The 20,006-nt window shown below is 58.1% G+C and carries 18 protein-coding genes; 4 read left to right on the forward strand and 14 right to left on the reverse strand.

The features are described from left to right. Window positions 1–20 precede the first annotated feature (20 nt). From ACVTFQ_RS24730 to ACVTFQ_RS24745, 4 genes are all read right to left on the reverse strand, one after another. The gene (locus ACVTFQ_RS24730; RefSeq protein ID WP_470424096.1) at window positions 21–983 is read right to left on the reverse strand and encodes an XdhC family protein; all 963 of its coding nucleotides are present in this window, start codon (window positions 981–983) and stop codon (window positions 21–23) included. 72 nt (window positions 984–1,055) lie between these two features. Continuing rightward, window positions 1,056–2,348 carry a c-type cytochrome gene (locus ACVTFQ_RS24735; protein ID WP_470424097.1) on the reverse strand — a complete coding sequence of 431 codons (1,293 nt, stop codon included), beginning with the start codon at window positions 2,346–2,348 and terminating at the stop codon, window positions 1,056–1,058. A 497-nt stretch (window positions 2,349–2,845) separates the two neighbouring features. Continuing rightward, window positions 2,846–6,013, reverse strand: coding sequence for an efflux RND transporter permease subunit (locus ACVTFQ_RS24740; protein WP_470424098.1), 3,168 nt, complete (start codon window positions 6,011–6,013; stop codon window positions 2,846–2,848). Then, entirely contained in the window at window positions 6,010–7,125 is a 1,116-nt protein-coding gene (locus ACVTFQ_RS24745; protein WP_470424176.1) for an efflux RND transporter periplasmic adaptor subunit, read from the reverse strand. Before ACVTFQ_RS24745 ends, ACVTFQ_RS24740 begins: the two co-directional genes overlap by 4 nt. A 280-nt stretch (window positions 7,126–7,405) precedes the next feature. Here ACVTFQ_RS24745 and ACVTFQ_RS24750 point away from each other — a divergent pair, with 280 nt between their 5' ends. Both ACVTFQ_RS24750 and ACVTFQ_RS24755 read left to right on the forward strand, forming a co-directional pair. Beyond that, window positions 7,406–7,594 carry a hypothetical protein gene (locus tag ACVTFQ_RS24750; RefSeq protein WP_470424099.1) on the forward strand — a complete coding sequence of 63 codons (189 nt, stop codon included), beginning with the start codon at window positions 7,406–7,408 and terminating at the stop codon, window positions 7,592–7,594. 236 nt (window positions 7,595–7,830) lie between these two features. After that, a complete protein-coding gene (locus ACVTFQ_RS24755) occupies window positions 7,831–8,073 on the forward strand; it encodes a DUF2188 domain-containing protein (protein ID WP_470424100.1) in 243 nt (80 codons plus the stop codon). Window positions 8,074–8,177: 104 nt separating this feature from the next. Here ACVTFQ_RS24755 and ACVTFQ_RS24760 read toward each other — a convergent pair whose 3' ends face one another. Together ACVTFQ_RS24760 and ACVTFQ_RS24765 are read right to left on the reverse strand one after the other, a co-directional pair. Continuing rightward, a complete protein-coding gene (locus ACVTFQ_RS24760; protein ID WP_470424101.1) occupies window positions 8,178–8,699 on the reverse strand; it encodes a GlcG/HbpS family heme-binding protein in 522 nt (173 codons plus the stop codon). Between the two features lie 151 nt (window positions 8,700–8,850). Further along, entirely contained in the window at window positions 8,851–11,397 is a 2,547-nt protein-coding gene (locus ACVTFQ_RS24765) for an MFS transporter (protein WP_470424102.1), read from the reverse strand. 202 nt (window positions 11,398–11,599) lie between these two features. Here ACVTFQ_RS24765 and ACVTFQ_RS24770 point away from each other — a divergent pair, with 202 nt between their 5' ends. Together ACVTFQ_RS24770 and ACVTFQ_RS24775 are read left to right on the forward strand one after the other, a co-directional pair. Further along, window positions 11,600–12,253: a response regulator transcription factor gene (locus ACVTFQ_RS24770; protein WP_470424103.1), complete on the forward strand. Its 654-nt coding sequence runs from the start codon at window positions 11,600–11,602 to the stop codon at window positions 12,251–12,253. Between the two features lie 101 nt (window positions 12,254–12,354). Beyond that, a complete protein-coding gene (locus ACVTFQ_RS24775) occupies window positions 12,355–12,717 on the forward strand; it encodes a response regulator (protein ID WP_112949597.1) in 363 nt (120 codons plus the stop codon). A gap of 235 nt (window positions 12,718–12,952) precedes the next feature. Here the strand turns inward: ACVTFQ_RS24775 and ACVTFQ_RS24780 are convergent, their stop codons facing one another. The 8 genes from ACVTFQ_RS24780 to ACVTFQ_RS24815 form a co-directional block, all read right to left on the reverse strand. Next, entirely contained in the window at window positions 12,953–13,222 is a 270-nt protein-coding gene (locus tag ACVTFQ_RS24780; protein WP_470424104.1) for a hypothetical protein, read from the reverse strand. Window positions 13,223–13,467: 245 nt separating this feature from the next. After that, window positions 13,468–14,457, reverse strand: a complete 990-nt coding sequence (locus ACVTFQ_RS24785) for a beta-ketoacyl-ACP synthase III (RefSeq protein ID WP_470424105.1) — start codon at window positions 14,455–14,457, stop codon at window positions 13,468–13,470. Then, complete coding sequence (locus tag ACVTFQ_RS24790; protein ID WP_470424106.1) at window positions 14,454–15,722, reverse strand: adenosylmethionine--8-amino-7-oxononanoate transaminase; 1,269 nt, start codon at window positions 15,720–15,722, stop codon at window positions 14,454–14,456. Before ACVTFQ_RS24790 ends, ACVTFQ_RS24785 begins: the two co-directional genes overlap by 4 nt. Further along, on the reverse strand, window positions 15,719–16,357 hold the full coding sequence (gene bioD / locus ACVTFQ_RS24795) for a dethiobiotin synthase (RefSeq protein WP_470424107.1): 639 nt from the start codon (window positions 16,355–16,357) through the stop codon (window positions 15,719–15,721). Before bioD ends, ACVTFQ_RS24790 begins: the two co-directional genes overlap by 4 nt. Further along, the gene (locus ACVTFQ_RS24800) at window positions 16,354–17,499 is read right to left on the reverse strand and encodes an 8-amino-7-oxononanoate synthase (RefSeq protein WP_470424108.1); all 1,146 of its coding nucleotides are present in this window, start codon (window positions 17,497–17,499) and stop codon (window positions 16,354–16,356) included. Before ACVTFQ_RS24800 ends, bioD begins: the two co-directional genes overlap by 4 nt. Then, the gene (gene bioB, locus ACVTFQ_RS24805) at window positions 17,496–18,500 is read right to left on the reverse strand and encodes a biotin synthase BioB (RefSeq protein WP_470424109.1); all 1,005 of its coding nucleotides are present in this window, start codon (window positions 18,498–18,500) and stop codon (window positions 17,496–17,498) included. Before bioB ends, ACVTFQ_RS24800 begins: the two co-directional genes overlap by 4 nt. Before the next feature lie 123 nt (window positions 18,501–18,623). Further along, window positions 18,624–19,271, reverse strand: a complete 648-nt coding sequence (locus ACVTFQ_RS24810; RefSeq protein ID WP_470424177.1) for a GntR family transcriptional regulator — start codon at window positions 19,269–19,271, stop codon at window positions 18,624–18,626. Window positions 19,272–19,463: 192 nt separating this feature from the next. Next, window positions 19,464–19,907 (reverse strand): nuclear transport factor 2 family protein, encoded by a 444-nt coding sequence (locus ACVTFQ_RS24815; RefSeq protein WP_470424110.1) that lies wholly within the window; start codon window positions 19,905–19,907, stop codon window positions 19,464–19,466. Window positions 19,908–20,006 lie beyond the last annotated feature (99 nt).

Raw genomic sequence — 20,006 nt, forward strand, 5'->3', positions numbered from 1 at the left:
ACCGAACCGAGTCAACCGGTTCAGCCGCCGCGCGGAACTGCCGGAGAGAAGTCTTCGCCATTGTTCGCGACAACTCGCGCAGCGACATCGGCAATAACTGAAACTGCGAGCGAATAGGCATCCCTCGCTTTGTCGAAGAGACCGATAGGCGCCTTGATCCGCGAGATTTCCGCTTCGCAGTAACCTAGTCTCTCCAGCGCCTGCCTGCGCCTGTCGTGGGTTCGACGGCTGCCCAGCGCACCGATATAGAACGCGGGAGATTTGAGGGCCGCCTCTAGCGCGGGCAGCTCAGCATCCAGATCATGATTTAACAGGACGACCGCCGAGTACTTGTCGGGAGCGACGTCACGGATATCTTTTTCGGAGAATCTCCCAATCAGATCGACGCCATAACCGGCGGCCAGGGCGACATTAGCGACTGCATTGGCCTCCAAGGCATTACCCGAAACAATCAGTCGGATCGACGGTCTGTATATTCTCAGGAAGCCGTCCCGATGCCAACCCGTCTGGCCGGACCCACGGTATGAGATCGTCTCTCCTCCAGGACTGTAGATCAAACCTGCTTCTCTGCGAGAGCAAAGTTGTTCGAGCACTTCTTCAATGGCCTCAATCTTCCGGATAACGTGTATCGAGAGCTGGATCCCGCCACCGCATGGCAACACGATGTCGAAAAATGGCGATCCTTCCCCCAGTCGAAGGAACCTGTCATGCCCCTTCTTCAGCGCGTCGATTGCCTCATACGCGACGGCGGACTCAGTGCATCCACCGGAAACGAACCCACAGTAGAGACCGTCGATACGCACCGTCATCTGCGCTCCCAGTGGTCGTGCGGCACCTCCACGGATTTCGACTAGCGTGACCAGGGCAACAGCGACACCATCTCCGAAAGATTCTCGTGCGTAGCGAAGTATTTCGACTGGATCGTCAGTGACTAGGTGAGTTCTAGGCGTGCTGCTCTCGGCGATAAGATCGTAGGCATTCATCGCATTGGTCCCGTCGGAGTTTGAAGGATTGGCCCGCGCTTTCCATTCGCGGGCCTTCGGCGAATTCTATGATCAGCGGGCTTCGGAAACCTGCGCGGCGGTCACCGTGCCCGTTCGTCCACTGAAGTGTTCGACCACGTAGTTTGCCAGCGCGGCAATTTCCGCGTCCGAGTAGATCTTCGCAAACGAAGGCATGGTCTTACCGGGGGCCGAGGCATGATCGGACGACCCCTGCAAAATTACCCTCACGACGTTGCTTGCTTCCGGGTCGGCGAGCGCGTGCCCGCCAATAATTGCGGCGCGTGGATTGAACTGCCCCTCACCGTTCCATCCGTGGCAACTCGCACACGCCCCAGCATAAATATCCTTACCCGCCAACAAGGCCGGAGAAGTCGGTGTAGAACTGGCGCTCAGCTCGCCCCCCTCCCGTCTTGCCGCTCTGTCGTTTGCCGCGCCGGTCACAGGGGGAACGGTCCGAAGGTATGACACTATGGCGTCGATGTCCGACTGCGGTAGTTTGCTCAGGCTCAGGTCGACTGCTTCCCGCATCGGACCTGCCGCTACGCCGCGGCCGTTGGCATGTCCGGTGGCCAACATGTCCGCGATCTGCTGATCGCTCCAATTCCCGAGGCCATAGTCCTTGTCAGACGTGATGTTCCACGCCTTCCAGCCGTCGACATCGCCTCCGGACAGCGCGACTCCCTGCTTTCGTTGGAACATCAAGCCACGGGGGGTGTGGCATTCCCCGCAGTGCGCAAGTGCTTCGACGAGATAGGCGCCGTCATTCCACTGCTTGTCCCTACTGGGATCAGGTTGGAATGGGCTCCACGGCACGAAGAGTAGCTTCCATCCACGCATCAGGGGCCTTTGATTGAACGGGAAGGCGAGTGCGTTATCCGGGGCCGGATCCGATACAGGAGCGAGCGTCGTGAGGTAGGCCTTGATCGCAAGAATGTCGTCGGTAGAAAGCAGAGCGTATGAGCTGTATGGGAAAGCGGGATATAGATCCTCGCCATGCTTGCCGACGCCAGACCGCATGGCTCTGACGAACTCGGCATCACTCCAGTCGCCAATTCCGGCAGCCTTATCCGGCGTGATGTTCGGAGAATAAATAGTCCCGAATGGCAGCTTGAACGCCAATCCGCCCGCGAAAGGCTTGCCGCTCTTGGTAGTGTGACAGGCCGCGCAGTCGGCGGCGACAGTGAGATACTCGCCGCGCGCGATCAGTTCAGAACCGGTCGGTTGGGACTTGCTGGCTTCAATTTGGGGAAGGCCGTGGGGCCAGTAGAAGAATGCGGCCGCGCCGAAAAGGCCCACGACCGCGATGGAACAGATCCCGATTATGTAGTTCCGCCAACGCCTCATTGTCTTGCCTTTCCGCGCTTGAAAACCTTCATCACCCCTGTAACCCCGCCCATCTTTGAGTTCCGGATGTCTACGGGATGCAGCTGGGTGACACCCCATCGATAGCGGCTCGTTGGACGATGGATTGAACAATCCTGCCCCCACGGACGCCGTTCCTTCTTTTGACTGACCGCTGTGGAACTGCCGGCGCAAAAAAGAAGGCGATCCCTGCTCGTTCTGGGAGAGGGAACCAGGAGCAGGGATCGCAAAGTCGCAGCCACGGCGGATGGTCTACGACTGGAAGGCGATGAGGACACCTTCGCGGAGAGGCGGTCGCTGGGAGGAGGGTTCGACCGGTTGCCTCGCCTGTATGTATAAGACGCCAGATCCAGCCGACATTCTTGCAAGATTCGATCTGCGAGAAGGACGCTTTTGTACGATCCATTCCCAACAGTCCTCCAATGCAAAACGCCGACCAGGAAGGCCGGCGTTAAACTCAAGTCCATTTCAGCTGACTATCAGTTTAAAGCCTTCGGCTCCGGTTCAGCGACCGCTTTCGGCCTGTGATGGGACCGAAGAAGCACGAAGAACACGGGTGTCAGGAAGAGACCAAAGAACGTCACTCCCAACATACCCGAGAACACGGCGGTTCCGAGCGACTGCCGTAGCTCTGCTCCCGGGCCCTCCGCTATCATCAGCGGCACTACGCCGAAGATGAATGCAAACGCGGTCATGAGGATCGGCCGTAGCCGCAGCTTGCTTGCGTTGATGGCAGCTTCGACGGCAGAGGCTCCTTCGTCTTGCGCCTGTTTCGCAAACTCCACGATGAGGATCGCATTTTTCGCGGCCAGACCGATGAGGACGATCAGTCCGATCTGGACAAGAATGTTGTTGTCCAAACCACGGAGGTGCACGCCGATAAGCGCCGCCAGAATTGCCAGCGGCACGATCAGGATGATCGCCAAAGGCAGCGTCCAGCTTTCGTATTGGGCCGCGAGAGCCAAGAAGACGAAGACCACCGAAAGAATGAAAATGTAGGCGGCCGTATTTCCTGTATTCCGCTCCTGATACGAAAGCTCTGTCCAGTCGAAGCTCGTGCCTGGCGGCAAGACCTTGGCGGCGACCTGTTCCATTGCATCCAACGCGCTCCCCGTGGAGACGCCTGGCGCGGCGCGCCCCTGGATCGGGACCGACACGTACATATTGTAGCGCTGCACAAGCGACGGGCCAGCCGTGTCCTGGATGTCTACTAGTGTTCCCATGGGAACGAGCGCTCCGGTGGCCGATCTCACCTTCAACGCAAGAATGTCGTCACGATCCATCCGGAAGTTCTTCTCGGCTTGAGCTCGCACCTGGTATACGCGGCCGTAAGCGTTGAAATCGTTCACATATGAGGTTCCAAGGTTGATCGACAGGGCCTCGAAGATATTGGGGATTGGCACGTTCAAAGAGCGCGCTTTGTCACGGTCTACATCCAGGAAATACTGCGGGCTCGACGCGCTGAACGTGGTGAAGACACCTGCCAATCCTTTTGTCTTGTTTGCGGCTGCCATGACCTCGTATGCGAGCGGAAGGATTCGCTTCATGTCCGAATTATTGAAGTCTTTGATCTGCATCTTGAAACCGCCCGAGTTACCGACGCCACGCACCGGCGCCGGAGGGATTGCGATGATGAACGCCTCCTCGAGCACTTGCATGTTGGCGTAAAGCTGACCGATCAACTTTTCGGCCGTCTGCCCCTTCTTCAAGCGCTCTTCAAACGGATCGAAGGTCGCGTAGATCAGTCCCTGGTTCGATGCATTGGTGAACGTCGCACCACTAAATCCTGCGAATGACGCAGTGTGCGCTATGCCAGGCATCTTATTCAGGATTGCAGAGGCGCGCCTCACTACGTCGTCGGTCCGGCTGAGAGAAGCGCCGTCTGGAAGCTGGACGATCACCAACGCGTACTCCTGGTCCATTGTTGGAATGAACCCTCTCGGCACGATCTGTGTCATGTAGAAGGTCGCTCCCAACAGTGCGACAAAGGCGACGAGCGAGCATATAAGTGCGAGCTTAGTCTGCACCATCCTGCGGACGACCCAGGAATACCCCTCGCTAAGCCGATCGAAGCCGCCGTTGAATTTGTCGGCAGCCCAATGGCCCGCCCTGGCAACGTTCCCCCCTCTTGCGCCATGCTCATGAGGCCGTAGGACGATTGCCGCCAGGGCGGGAGATAGCGTGAGTGAGTTGAGCGCCGATATGGCTGTGGCCACAGAGATCGTTACAGCGAACTGCCTGTAGAACTGGCCTGTGATTCCAGGGATGAATGCCGTCGGCACGAAAACCGCGATCAGCACCAGGGAAATTGCCACAACGGCGGTCCCGACTTCGTCCATCGTCACGTGCGCAGCTTGGCTGGGCGTCATGCCATTCCGGAGATTGCGCTCGACGTTCTCAACGACCACGATGGCGTCATCGACCACGATGCCGATCGCCAACACGAGCCCGAACAGCGAAAGCATGTTCAATGAGATTCCAAAGGCGAGAAGGAATGCCAAGGTTCCTATAAGCGATACCGGGATCGCGACGATCGGAATAAGAGCTGTGCGCCAGGATTGCAGAAAGACCAAGACTACGATGGCAACGAGAACCGCGGCCTCGAAAATGGTCTTGTAAACCTCGTCAATGGACTCGGAAATGAACTTGGTGGGATCATACACGATCCGATATTCTAGCCCTGGCGGAAAATTCTTTGCCTCGGCCTCCACGATCTTTCTTACTGCCGCCGCGGCCTCCAGCGCATTGGTGCCGGGACGCGCGAAAATCCCCATGCCAACCGCGGGTTTTCCATCGAGATAGCTGTTGGTGACGTAGTTTTTTGCGCCAAGTTCAATGCGAGCTACGTCCTGGAGCTGAACTAGACGACCTGTGTCAGTCGACTTGACGATCACATACCGGAACTGGCGAGCGTCGCTGAAGCGACCTTCGGTTCTCACGGTGTATTCGAAAGCGCTACCTCCGGCGGATGGAGGGCTGCCGATCGAGCCGCCGGAAACCTGAACATTTTGGTCGCGCAACGCCTGCACGACATCGCCAGCCGTCATTCCATAGGCCGAAAGCTTTTCGGGATCGAGCCAGATGCGAAGCGAGTATTCCCGTTCGCCGAAGAGCGTGACGTCCCCTACCCCTTGAAGCCTGACAAGTTGATCTCGGATGCGGTTGCGACCGTAATTCGAAATGTAGAGCTGGTCATAGCGGCTGTCCGGAGAAAGCAGGTGAACGACCATCATGATGTCTGGCGAGCTTTTCACCGTGGTCACGCCTAGCCGGCGTACGTCTTCGGGCAGACGGGGTTCGGCAATGGCGACACGGTTCTGGACCAGTACCTGCGCCTTATCGAGGTCCGTACCTAGCTTGAAGGTAACGGTGATCGACATCGCGCCGTCGGCGCTGGAGTAAGAAGACATGTAGAGCATGTCTTCTACGCCGTTGATTTCTTGCTCGATAGGCGTCGCAACGGTATCGGCGATCGTCTGAGAGTCTGCACCTGGGTAGGACGTGCGCACCACGATAGTGGGTGGCGCGATCTCGGGATACTGGGCGACGGGAAGATTGAAATACGCGATCCCGCCGATGATCAACAAAAGCAGAGACAGTACGGACGCGAAAATCGGACGCTTGATGAAGAAATGTGCAAATCTCATTGTCCCGCTCCCGGCACTGCTGCTTCCTCGGGAAGCTGTGTCATCTTCGGCGTGACCTTCTGACCTGGACGTACTCTCATCAGTCCGTTGACGACGATAGTCTCATCACCTTTGAGTCCTTCGCGAATTACGCGGTAGCCGTAGAGTTTCGGCCCGGTCCGGACGGCTTTCGTAGTCACCGTTCCATCGTCACTCACGATGTATACAACCCGCTGGTTCTGGTCTGCTGCGAGCGCTTCATCAGGAACGAGTACCGCAGAGTAGGCCTTCGATGCTCCTACCTCGATCCGGCCGAACAGACCGGGCTGAAGGACAAGGTCGGGATTGGCGAAACGTGCCCGCACCCGCATGGTACCGGACTCGCCGTCGACCTTGTTTTCCGAGAAGTTCAGCTTGCCATGGAAGGGACGTGAGGCGCCGTCCGCGATCTTTACCGTGACGTCGAGCCCTCCACCACCTTCCTGCAAAGCCTTCCCGTTCTCACGGGCGAGCGCCGCGTAGGCGAGCAATCGGCGCTCGTCGACGTCGAAATAGAAGTCGATCGGATCCAGCGAAACGATGCTGGTCAATTCAGTCTGATCTGCCTGGACAAGGTTCCCAGGAGAGATCATATGCCTGTCTATCCGGCCACTGAGCGGCGCAGTGATCTGCGTGTATTCCATGTCCAGTTCCGCCCTGTCGGCGCTCGCCTGAGCGCCCCGGACGTTGGCCTGGGCCGAAAGCCATTCACGCCGTCGGTCGTCGAGCACCGATATCGACTGGCTGCCATTGGTGGACAGCGCCTCCGCGCGTCGGAACTGCGCCTCGGCGTATGTCTGGGTGGATTTCGCAACCTCTAGCGCTGCGTTCGCCTCGTTGAGCGCGGTCCTGAACGGTCGCTGGTCGATAACGAATAGAGGGTCGCCGCTTTTAACGAGGGCACCGTCGTTAAACTGGACTTTGTCGAGGTATCCGCCGACCCTAGCGCGGACAAGGACCTCCTCCACGGCACGGAACCTGCCAATGAACTCGTCCTGATCAATGACTTCGCGTACCACAGGCCTGGCAACAGAGACGGGCGGCGGAGACGCCTCTTGTGCTAGTGCCGTCGAAGTACAGAGGGCGGCCAACATCGCGAGCGTGGCCGACTTCGCATGCCTCCGCGATCTGGTGGGTTGGTAGAGTTTCATGGTTGATGCCTTGTCTCTCGAGGTATTTCTGGAGAGACAGTCTGGCGGGGCAACCCAATGAGTTGATTGTATCTTACGGCTCTCTCAGGGTCGACGGCTCGCGCTTTTGGACGATCCAGTCGTCGCAACTTTGAGCGCGCCACGAGCTGCGATTTCTTACAATATCGCCTTGGCAGATGGCCATAGCGTCCGCTCATCAACCGCTCCAACTAGGAGAACATCGATGAGAGACAGCTACCAGCCCCGCAATGACAACTACGGCACAGGACCGATGATGTTCCTCATACTCTGCTTGATGGCGGGGATGGTCGGCTATCTCGTCGCATTCGGCGATACATTCAGGGCCGGCTCGACTCCTCGTGTCTATCTGGCCGACATGCCTGAACTGTATGCCAAGCCCGTTTCCAGGTGATGAGCTCGCGCTGAAGCGGGCACGATCCCAAAAGCAGCGAGCTAGCTCACCTAGAGCAAAGCCAGCGAACTTCTCCGGTTTCGGAAGCGCAGTAGCGGCGAGACGCGGGGGATGCATCAAACAATCTGAGCGGCGCTCCCTCATCGATACAGGTGTCGCTAGCTTCGCAATCTTTGAAGCTCGTGACCATTAGGGAACAGTCGCGCTCGCTGAGCGCGCGTTTGAAGGGAAGACACATGAAAATCACCTATCACGTCGGCCAACATGACGGCGGTTTTGCCTATCGTCTGGATGACGTTTGGTCGGAGCCGTTCCGAACACATGACCAGGCTTTAAGGGCAGCAAAGGCAGCGGCGCAACGGCAGCATATCGAGGGCCGAGATGCCGAGATCACTTATCAGAACGCCGACGGCACCTGGAAGAGCGAACACGCCCTCGGTGGCGACAGGCCGGAAACGGCAGTCGTGGATGACGCCTGAACCCAGCAGCTAACGAAAGAGGCCCCGCCGAGCAATGCGCCCGCCGGGCCTCTTTATGTTCTAAATAAATGTCGGTATCGACGTGCTAGCTTATGACCGAGCGCCTACTTGGCGAACGCCGCAGCTCCAGCCTTGGCGACAGCCTCATCCTGATCTTTGTTGCCACCGCTCACGCCCACGGCGCCAATGACTTTTCCGTCGATTTTAAGTGGAATCCCTCCCTGCATCACGACATAGCCTGACGACAGTAGCGCGGTCCGGCCTCCGTTCGCGGCATTCTCCAAATTCCCCGTGCTCTGCCAGAAGGCCGCTGCCGTCTCCGCCTTGCCTTGCGCGATCTTCGCGCTTGCTGGAAAAGCTCCGTCCATGCGCTCTGCCGCGACGATCGCGCCCGAGGTGTCGACTACGAAGATACTTGAGGGCGGGCCCTTCTTCGCTTCTACGACCGCAGCTGAAATCACCTTTCGAGCAGCGTCGGCATCAAGAACTGCCGACGTCTGGGACGATTGCGCATAGGTCGGGGCGGCGCATGTCAGAGCCACGCTCAGCGACGCCGCTATAAGGGCACCATCGCGCTGAAACTTCGACGGCGTTGTTTGGGCTAGACTGCGAAAGTATTTCTTCATCGAGAACTCCATTTGAATACGGGGCGCGGAACGCCACGAACGCGCGCCAACCTAGGCACTTTAGGCCCCGCGTTCTTGTAACTTCGGGTCACGAGTTGATGAGCGCTACAGGACGGCGTGACGGCAGCGCGTCGAGTTTCCAAGCCAACGGTTATGCATCAACCGTGTCGGCTTGACGCTGACTGTGTTCTTCATCGAACGACAACGGCACGAGAATCTCGAATATCGCCCCACCATCGTCGTGATTTCGGGCAGTCAGCGAGCCACCGTGTGCCTCCACAATCGTCTTGCAGATTGCCAGTCCGATGCCCATGCCGTCGCTTTTGGTAGTGAAGAACGGAAGGAAAAGTTTGGCGAGGTTCTCTGGTGCGATCCCGGTACCATGGTCTCGAATCTGTAATCTTACCAGTGGAGGTTCCGCTGCGGACAGCGAAATGCTGAGTTCGCGATGCTCCGCGGATACGGCTCCCATGGCTTGAATTCCATTGGTCACGAGATTTGCTATGACCTGCTGGATCTCGACCCTATCGGCCAGGACGATTGCTTCCTGAATGTTGAAGTGCGTGGTGACCCGTGTCGAGGCCGACATCAATTCCCGATCAAGAAGTTCAACGACGTCTGTTACGATGTCCCTCAGATCCACGGTTTCGAGCGTTCTTTGGGCGCCGCGGACTTGCTCTCGCGTACGCTGGATAATCTCGCTTGCTCGCATGCTGTGAGTGATGGCCCGTTCGGCCGCAGTCGAGGCCGCCTTGATGTCGGGTGGATTTGCCTTGAGCCAGCGAACACAAGCCTGAGCGCTCATGACAACCGCTCCGATCGGTTGGTTTACCTCATGAGCGATCGAGGCCGAGATGGCGCCCACGGTCGCCACCCTTCCTACGCGGGCAAGCTCTGCCTGCGCCGCGATTAGAGCCTCCTTCGCTTGTTCTCGTTGAGTCACGTCGATCATCGCGCAAGCCACGCGGTCAAAGGTGTCCTTGTCTTCAGGAAACGCTATGACAAAGATTACGATGACCTCGGCTCCCTCGCCGCGGAGCAATCGCGTCTCCATTTCGACGCGATCATCGCCGGAGCATATCCCCATTATGATAGCGTCCGCCAACTCGCTGTGCGGCGGAAGGAAGCGGTCGATAGAGCCAAGCACCTCTGAATCGCTGCCCTTACCGAGCAATTGCACCGTTGCGCTGTTCACGTCCACGAAACTTATCAGCTTCGCACATTCGTCAACCATCGCCGGATTGTTGCCGAGGTAGGCCCTGAGCTCTTGTGGCGAATATCCACGAACAGGCTCTAACCGCTTCCAAAGCGACGAGAGGTCGACTTCGCACAGCGAGACGTGGTTCTGTGCGAAGATTGACCTGTATCTGATATCGCTTTGAGCGAGTGCATCGAGGGCCTTCCTCCGGGCACTTGCATCGAAGGCGATAAGGCTCAGCCCACCGGTGATGGCAAGGTAGAAGCCTACTGCCACCAAGCCGCTGTACTGGGAGAGCGCCTGTGAAACGACAGGGGTTAGCGCTCCGCCGATGATCCCACCTATGTTGAAGGCCACCGATGTTCCCGAGTATCGAACTCGGGTCGGGAACAGACCGGGCAGCCAGGCGCCAAGCGGCCCGTTCACAAAACCCATTACCCAGAGCGAGAACGCCAAGTAGATAAAGATGACAAATAGTGAGCCGCTACCCAGCATGGGTGCGAGAACGATCCCGGAAATGATCGTGCCAATGCATCCGAAGATCAGAATGCGTTCTGGATCGATGCGATCTGAAAGCCAGCTCGCGACGACGATCCCTGCCGCCATGAACAGGATCGCGCCAAGTTCCACCATGAGAAACGAGGATCGTGTATAGCCGAGCTCTGACGTTCCGTAGCCAAGGGCGAAGGCAGTCACAACGTAGTACAGAGAGAAGCAGGCTACGACGCCGAACGCCCCAAACACGACTTGGTCCATATGCAACCGAAAAATGTCGAGCAAAGGCACGCGAGAGGGCTTCGCCTTGCTTATGGCAGCATGGAAGTCCCGCGTTTCAACCAGATTGAAGCGGATCCAGATCCCCATCCAGACCAGCGGCGCGCTCAACAGGAATGGAACTCTCCAACCCCAATCGGAGAACTGCTCGGGTGATAGCGTCAGCGTCAGGATGAGGAACAGACTGTTCGCCAACAAGAAGCCGATTGGAGCGCCTAGCGGCGCGAACATCGCATATCTTGCTCTCCACCCCTTTGGAGCATTCTCGAGGGCAAGAAGGGCCGCACCGGTCCATTCTCCTCCTAGCGCCAGCCCCTGCCCGAACCTCAGCAGACACAGCAGAGCCGGCGCCAGCCATCCAGCGATAGCGTAGGTTGGCAACAGTCCGATCGCCGCGGTAGACGCGCCCATCAACAAAAGAGACACCACCAGCGTCGCTTTTCTACCCACCCGATCTCCGAAATGACCGAAGACCGCCCCGCCGAGGGGCCTTGCTATGAATGCGATGCCGAAGCTGGCGTACGCGCCGATCAACTCCATAGAGGACACGGTCGCCGGGAAGAAAAGGGGGCCAAACACCAGGCTTGCCGCTGTCGCGTAGATATAGAAGTCGTAGAATTCGACGGAGGTCCCGACCAAGCTGGACATCAAGACGCGGAATGTCATTCCGCTCGACATCGGTTCGTCACCGAAGCGTTCGGCGTCGGGCTGGGCTTTAGCGGTCATCGAAATCGGTCCTGGGGATTGAGATATTTCGGCCTCCCAACCTGCTCGGACACTACAATATCGGGCCGCCGCCAGAACCTATTCTTATGGATAGGTCGAGCTTTCCTCCCACGCGTAGTAGTTATTCACGCGTCGTTTGGAACCTCGTGGCCAATTTCCCAGTTGCGGATACCAAACCAAATAGGCTTTGAGGTCGATGCCGATGACGGCTGCTTTGGGTAGATGGAACAACAAGGACGCAGCAGCCGAAACGCCGCTTGTCGTCGTCGTGGATGACGACGACGGGATGCGTGATGGCGTCCGAGATGTTCTACACTCGGTCGGCATCGAGACCTTGGGGTTCTCGTCGACTTCCGCACTGTTGGCAGAGACCCTACCCGATCGTCCCGGCTGCCTTATACTCGACGTTCGCTTGCCGGGCCTTAGCGGGCTCGACCTCCAGGCGAAGCTTAATGCCATGGGCAACAGACTTCCAATAGTTTTTATGACCGGATACGCAGACGTTCCGATGAGCGTTCGCGCGATGAAGGCCGGGGCCACCGATTTTCTTACGAAGCCATTTCGCGACCAAGAGATGCTTGATGCTGTCTCTGTAGCTGTGGAGAAAGACCGGGCGCGGCGTCTCGAGCTGGGTGCAGCCAATGAGGCTACAAGAGCCGCCTCGTCGCTCACTCCAAGAGAGCATGAGGTCATGGAGGCTGTCGTCAAAGGCCTACTCAATAAACAAATCGCACACCTACTCGACATCTCTGAAGTGACCGTAAAAATTCACAGGGGTAACGTCATGCGCAAGATGAACGTCACCTCACTTGCCGATCTCGTCCGGAAGGCTGAGATCCTCAAGGCGCTCGCCTGAGCCACGGCTGTCGTCGACTCATACAATCGTATTATTACAAAATCGCGCCAGTCAGACTAACTAGATGTCATAGCCCGCAAGTCAGGGAAAAGGAACATCAGGTGTCTGGCGACAAAAAATCCGTAGCGATCGTGGATGACGACGAGGCACTCCTCGAGGCCACTTCAGGGTTCCTCGAGTCAATGGGCTATGACGCGTTGCCTTTCAGTTCGGGCAGCTCATTCCTTGCTTACGATAACATCGAGCTGGTCAATCTGTTGCTGACCGACGTGAACATGCCCGAGATGACCGGGCTTGAGCTATTGGACATCGTGAAGGCGCGGTGGCCCTCGATGCCCATCATAATGATGACGGCTTTGAAGGACGAAGTGACAAGGCGGCGAGCGATAGCTGGTGGTGCGCGAGATGTTCTAAAGAAGCCGATCCTGGCCGATGATTTGATCAAGTGCATTGAGGACGCATGAGCGGACTGACGTTTTCGCTTCGGAGATGGCGCCCGCCTTTCGGTACGCGGTGGCGGGATCGAAGAACGGGTCGAAGCGTCCCTGCTCGAAAAAGCAACGCCACTGAATGGTCGCGGTCCGCACCGCGGCTCTACGCCAACGACGAAGCATCGCGAGAACAAGCTCCTCTTTGCCGGCGTTCATGAACGTCGGCAGCTTGTCGCAGCGATAGATCGGAGGGCGCTCGCGCTTCCGTTTAGGCAAGACGCGCGTCTCTCGAAGAGGGCACGCGTGCTGCGTCCTGCATCATCTTGCGCGAGATCCAATCAGGCGTCAGGAGAGCGAGAATGTCTTCCGCAGCGGCAAGGTAGAAGTCGCGTTCATGGCCTTCCATGGTCGTGCCCACGACCGCCACTTCGAGCATCGACTGGAATGCCGCAACTCGCGACGCATGTTCGTCACGATGCCCCAGATCATCTGTTGCGCTGCCGCGACTGTCGATTACGCCGTGATTGAAATCCGCCAAACGCCCGCCCCATTGCTCTTCCTATGAGGAAATGGTCGGGCGAAAAACGAACGGCCGCAATAGCGTTTTCGACGTTGGATCGACCAATTGGCGTGACGCCATCAACCTAATATGCAGTAGTGGCGAACGCGATCGGCCGAGCGGCTTCAACCTCGTATGCGGGAATGCCATAAATCTAGTCACCCGTGATGGGACACCGGACGAATAGCGCAGGTCCGAGTGTACTGGCCATAGCATCTACCGAACTACATTCGGAAAACCAATGCTCCACCGACGAGGCCAGCCCCCATTGCGGCCATCAAAAGATGCTCTCCTTCTGCGAACTTCAATTCCTGGTTCGCGACAGCAAGGGACAAGGCAACGGTAGCGGCAGAAGAGTTCCCATATGTTTGAATCGTCCGAACGATCCTTTCATGTGGCACACCCAGATCTCTTGCGACGATGTCAAGAATACGAGAATTGGCCTGATGGGGGATGAAGCGGTCGATGTCCTCAACAGCGATCTCCGCTTCGGAAAGCGCTCGACGGGAGACATCTGTCATCAAGGTCACCGCGCGCGCAAAGACCTCGCGCCCGTCTCGCATCGTCATTAGGAATTCTTGCGCGTCGAACTCGGATGGGAACGGTAGATTACTACCGCCAGCCGGTATTTTGATCAAATCATAGCCGCTACCGTCCGAGACGAGTTGTGAAGCAAGAAGGCCGCGGGCGTAGTCTTTCTCCGGCACAAGGACGACGGCGCCGGCGGCGTCAGCGAAGAGAACAGAGCTCGGCTTCTCGGCAGGATTAATCCGGCGACTGAGAATGTTGGCGGCGACAACCAGAACAGCCCGACCGTGCGCTCGAACGAAACCATCTGCGAGCGTGAGTGCGTAAATGAAGCCGGAACAGGCGCCAGCAAGATCGACCGCGCCTGAATTCGGAAGACCCAGCTTGTATGCCAGCAGCGGCGCCGACGGTGGCAAGAGATGATCCGGCGTCGACGTAGCTAGCAAGGTCAGCCCTATATCGCTTCGGCAAATTTCCGCGTCATCGAGCGCCAATTGGCTGGCAGTGGCGGCAAGGCCGCTCAGCGTATCCTCGTCATCGGCCCAATAGCGCGTCCGGATGCCGGTTCGGCGCTCGATCCAGCCAGCCTCAAGGCCTAGCCTTGCCTCGATTTCCGAATTTTCAACGCGTCGTCCTGGAACGGCATGACCAAATCCGGCAATGCGCGACGAACTTACTGACTTCATTTTGCGTGCTCCAGGACAATGGACGCCACCTCGTCTATGGCATCGTAAGCGCGGCCGATCTCCTGTGCCGTCAAGCAGTAAGGAGGCATCAGATACAAGACATTGCCAAGCGGGCGGATTAGCAGGCCACGGCCCCGAAAGAAGGCCCGCATCTGCTGTCCGACTTCCGCAAGATAGCCGCCCGTCGGCACCACCAAGTCCAGCGCCGCTATCGTGCCGATTTGACGAAGATTGGCGAACCGGCGATCGCCGGCGAAGCGGGCAAGGTTGCACCGATGGGCCTCTTCTATTGTCTCTATGCGAGACAAAACCGGCTCCGCCCGCCAAATCTCCAAATTGGCGACCGCCGCCGCGCAGGCAATCGGATTGGCGGTGTAGGAGCTCGAATGGAAGAAGGTTTTCCGCCTATCGGTGGAGAGATGAGCATCGAAGATCTTGGCAGTTGCAAGCGTTGCCGCGAGCGGTATGGCGCCGCCGGTCAGTCCCTTAGAGGTGCACAGAATGTCTGGCGCAATCGAGGCCTGCTGGCACGCGAACATCGTCCCGGTCCGCCCCCAACCTGTCATGACTTCGTCGGCGATAAACAGGCATCCGAAACGCTCGGCAATATCCTTCAACGAGGCCAGCATACTTGCCGCATAGATCTTCATTCCGCCGGCACCCAGAACCAGAGGCTCGATCAAGAGGGCCGCAACGCGGCCTGTTCGGCAAACAGCCTCGAAACAGTCGAGTACATCCTGCTCGCGCCCTGCCTGCGGGAATGGAAGTCGATCGACGCCAAAAAGCAGCGGCTCGTAGGCAGCATTGAACACACCCCGCTCCCCGGCCGACATCGTGCCGATGGTGTCGCCATGGTAACTCCCCTCCATCACTACGATACGGTCGCGCGGCTCGCGGCGGTTGTGGAAATAGCCCAGTGCCATCTTTATCGCCACCTCGACAGCGGTCGACCCACTGTCGGAATAGAAGACATGCTCCAATCCGAGTGGAGCGATTTCGACCAAGCCTTGCGCCAACCGCTCAGCGGGCTCGTGCGAAAATTCGGCGAAGATTACCTGATCATAGGCCTCAGTCGCGGCACGGATGGCCGCCATGATCTTCGGGTGTCGATGGCCATGAGTAATGACCCACCAGGAAGAGATTGCGTCGAGGAGGTGATTGCCATTCTCATCTATGAGGTAGGCCCCATCTGTCGACGTGATGCGCGTCATCGGTGGCTCGAGCGCATGCTGGGTGAAGGGATGCCACACGGTTGATCGGTTCATTGGGAGCCCCCAGCGAAAATGGATAGGTCGAAATTCTCGGCGAATGCGCGGCGAAGTCCATCACAGCTCATTTCTGCAATCCACGGTAGGCGACCGACTATTTGGGTGCCACTCGAATTGCCAATGATGCGTTGCGTCTCCCGGTTTTCGTCGCCGATGAATGCGATCCCGAAAAGTGGGATGCCGCGATGTCTCATAGCCTCGACGGAGAGCAGCGTATGGTTGATCGTGCCGAGCGACGTGCGTGCGCAAAGAATGGCGGGAATTTGCCATTGCGCGAAAAGGTCTGCAAAGAGCAGGTCATCCGCAAGTGGCACCAGAAGACCCCCGGCCCCCTCTATGACCAAGGGGGCGTCTGTTTCCGGTGGAACAAGCCGGGCGGGATCGATCGCAACGCCGTCGAGACGGGCGGCGAGATGCGGCGAGGCAGGTGTTCCCAGGCGATAAGCCTCCGGCAGAATCCGTTCACGGCCAATGCCGCCAAGCCGCAGAACGGTCTGGCTATCGGTCTCCCCGTCGAGGCCCGACTGCACAGGCTTCCAGTAGACGGCGTCCAGGGCTGCGGTCAGCGCGGTCGCAAACATCGTCTTTCCAATGCCGGTATCCGTACCTGTCACGAGATAGCGTAGATTCATGGTCTGTCCTCCTCGATCGCAGCAGCCAACCGCGCGATCATCGCGGTGATCTGTTCTTCATCGACATTGAGGGTGATGGAGAGACGAAGGCGCGCGGTACCATTGGGCACGGTTGGCGGCCTGATCGCCCTGATGTCGAAACCCTCGCTTTGCAAGCGCGCCGCAACCCGCAAAGCCCGCGCGTTGTCGCCCATCACGATTGGCTGGATCTGCGATCCGCTCGGACTGATCCCAAGCTCGGAGAGCAAAAATGCGGCAGCGAATTCGCGCAAAGCATGAAGACGGTGTCGCCGCTCAGACTCGTCGTCCACTATCCGCAACGCCTCGCGCACACCGGCTGCTACGAGCGGCGACGGCGCAGTCGAGTAGATGAAATTGCGGGCGCGATTGACCAGGTAATCCGCAAGAACGGCAGGCAGGGCGAGGAGTGCGCCGGAAACACCTAGCGCCTTGCCGCAAGTATGCAGCGTAATCAGGCTATCCGAGCGCGTGAGGTCAGATGTGAGCCCGCGGCCGCCGGTGCCGAATATGCCCGTTGCATGCGCCTCGTCGACGACGAGAAATCCGTCATGCCGTTCAGCGAGTTCCAGCAACTCCATGAGCGGCGCCCGGTCACCATCCATGGAATAGAGGCTCTCGACAGCGATCCATGGGTGCCCCTTGCCGCCAGCCCGCCGCCAATCACCCATAGCGCCATCGAAAGCGTCGACGTCATTGTGGCGGGCAGCGACTGCTTCGGCCTTGCCGGCTGAAATGCCATCAAGGGCGCTCGCATGGATCAATTCGTCATATACGACGAGATCGCCGCGTTTGGGTAGGCAGGAGAACAGCGCAACGTTCGCAGAGAACCCGCAACCGAAATATAGAGCCTTCTCCGCCTTGAAGAAGGTTGCGGCATCGGCTTCAAGTGCTTCATGCACCCAGTGATTGCCGCGTAGCAGGCGCGATCCGCCAGAGCCTGAAGGGATGCCTTGCTCAATCGCAGCATATATCGCAGCAGCCAGGCGCGGCGAACGGGAGAGTGACAGGTAATCGTTCGAAGAGAAGTCGATGCCTTGATACGGAGATAATGCCCGTAGATGTGATTTTCGGCCGAGGCCATCGAGCGTGGCTTGGTAGCGGCGCAACAACGGCGCACTCACTTCTGCTGCTCCAACTCCAAAGGTTTCAGACCGAGCCGACGAAAGAGAGAGCCGTCATGATCTTCGCCAGGGTTGCCGGCCGTCAGCAACGTCTCGCCGACAAAAATGGAGTTGGCGCCCGCGAAGAAGCAAAGAGCCTGCATTTCGTCGCTCATGTCTGTCCGCCCGGCGGAAAGCCGAACAAAGGATTTCGGCATGAGAATACGCGCCAAGGCGATAATTCTGACGAAATCGAACGGGTCGATGGGGGCCGCATCCTGCAGTCTTGTGCCGGGGATCGGTATCAGCATGTTGATAGGAACACTTTCCGGCGGAGACGGCAGGTTGGCCAGTGTCACCAGCATGGAAATACGGTCCTCGATGGTTTCACCCGTGCCAAGGATGCCGCCGGCGCAGACCTTGATGCCAGCTTCTCTTACATTGGCCAGCGTCTCCAGTCGGGCCCCAAAGGTGCGGGTGGTGATGATTTCCGAGTAGTGCCGCTCGGACGTATCGATATTGTGGTTATAATAATCCAGTCCCGCATCGGCGAGCTTGGCGGATTGCTCTGGTGTCAGCATGCCAAGCGTCATGCATGTCTCCATGCCGAGCGCCTTGACGCCCTCGACCATAGCAACCACGGCATCCATGTCGCGGTCCTTCAGATTTCGCCAGGCAGCGCCCATGCAGTAACGCGAGGCTCCTCCATCCTTCGCCTTCCGGGCTTCCGAGAGCACCCGCTTCACCTCCATTAATTTCGACGCCTTGAGACCGGTCGGAGCGTGAGCGGATTGGCTGCAGTAACCGCAATCCTCTGCGCAGCCTCCGGTCTTAATCGAGAGGAGCCGGCTCATCTGAATGGCATTGGGATCGAAGTTTTCGCGATGGACCTCATGTGCATGAAAGAGAAGGTCAGAGAATGTCATGTTGTAGATAATTTTAGCATCTTCGATTGTCGCGCCGGGTGATAATTTCCGAGAAAGTCGAGCTTCACTCTGCTTATTCGTTAAAACGATATCCATCGCGCCATCCAATTCGAATCATAGTAGATATATCGAGCAAATTATCTATAATTTTTCTGCGCGCAACCTCATTCGCCTTCCGGTGTAGGCAGAACGTTAAAAACGGACGCGTCTAGTGAGATTTTATGCGCTTTGCAGGGAGGCACCGGCGCGGCGCTTCTCTATCAGCCGCAGCACATGGCGCTCGAGTGTGCGGACTGCCTCATCGAGATTGCCGGAGCGCAGATGCTGTAGGACCGCATGATGATCCGCATCGTAACGCGGCACAGCCCACCCTTTATTGCCTTCGAGAAACAGAAACCGGGAGCCCACCATGTGGAGATCGTCGATCTCTGCGAGCAATCTCGGCATCTCGCAGGGGGTGAGCAGCAGGCTGTGGAATTGCCGATTTGCAGATTCTTGCTGAACGATGTCGACCGCTTGATCGCAGGCTCTCGCAACGACCTCGGCATTGTCGAGCATGTGCGAAGTAAGATGTGGCGCGGCTTGCCGAAGTGCCAGCCCTTCGAGAACAGATCGCATTCTGGTTGCTTCTTCGACTGCAGCCGAGTTGAAAGATGCGACCCTTACACCGCGGCGCGCTTCGCTTACGGCGAGGCCTTGAGCTTCAAGTCGGCGGAGCGCCTCGCGAACCGGCACATGGCTTGCTCCAAACTCTTCCGCGATATGCTCTTGACGCAGACGCGTGTCGGCCTGGAGCACGCCCGTTATTATCCGGTCGGCTAGGACGCGGCTGATGCGGTGTGCGATCGTATCTTCTGTGGCGCTCATCCTTCCGTGGATAAATTTTTCAAAGCTTGCTGTCGAGGCCGAGAGCGGCGGTCCCACGAAATTTCATAATCCGGAGTAGCCAAACCAAAGTGCAAATCGGCAGCGAGCCCTAAAGTTCATCGCCATTCGCGTCACAGCCGACACTCTCATTGAGCACATTGTGGAGGCTAGATGCCGGAAAGAACACCTATGTCACTGGAGCACCAGATATTGTCGACCGTATTGCGTGATGACGCAGATGTCTCCGCTCCTCTTCAGTTCGAAGTCGTAGCGGTTCTTAATCAGGTAATGGCGCGAGGGATCGCTGCGGGGGACATGCTTCTCCTCGACTAGAACGTCCATGCGTGCCGTGTCGCCATCGATTGTTACCCGCGGGTTGGCGACGGAATGCGTCGTGCCTAGGGTGGAAAGCGATGTCGTCAGCGCCGAGACTATGAAACCCCGGCCCTCGATAACAGGATAATCGGAGCCGGCGATGGCGGCTGCCGGCCGCAAGTCGGAGCCGGCATTCTCCGCCAAGGATGACGCGAGGAGATCGTTGTCGCGAAGATCGATGCCCGCGGTGAAGCGATAGAGGGCCTCGACGACGGCGAGCCTGTCTGCGCCCTCCTGTGCGAACGATGGCGATATGGTCATGAACGTGCCCCTTGTCGTGCCAGAGGCCCGCGGAACGCACGCCTTCCCCGACATCGGCGCGCTGGGCGCCAATGGATGTGGTAGTGAGAACTGCTGTTG

The organism is Rhizobium sp. O111 (assembly GCF_055616315.1).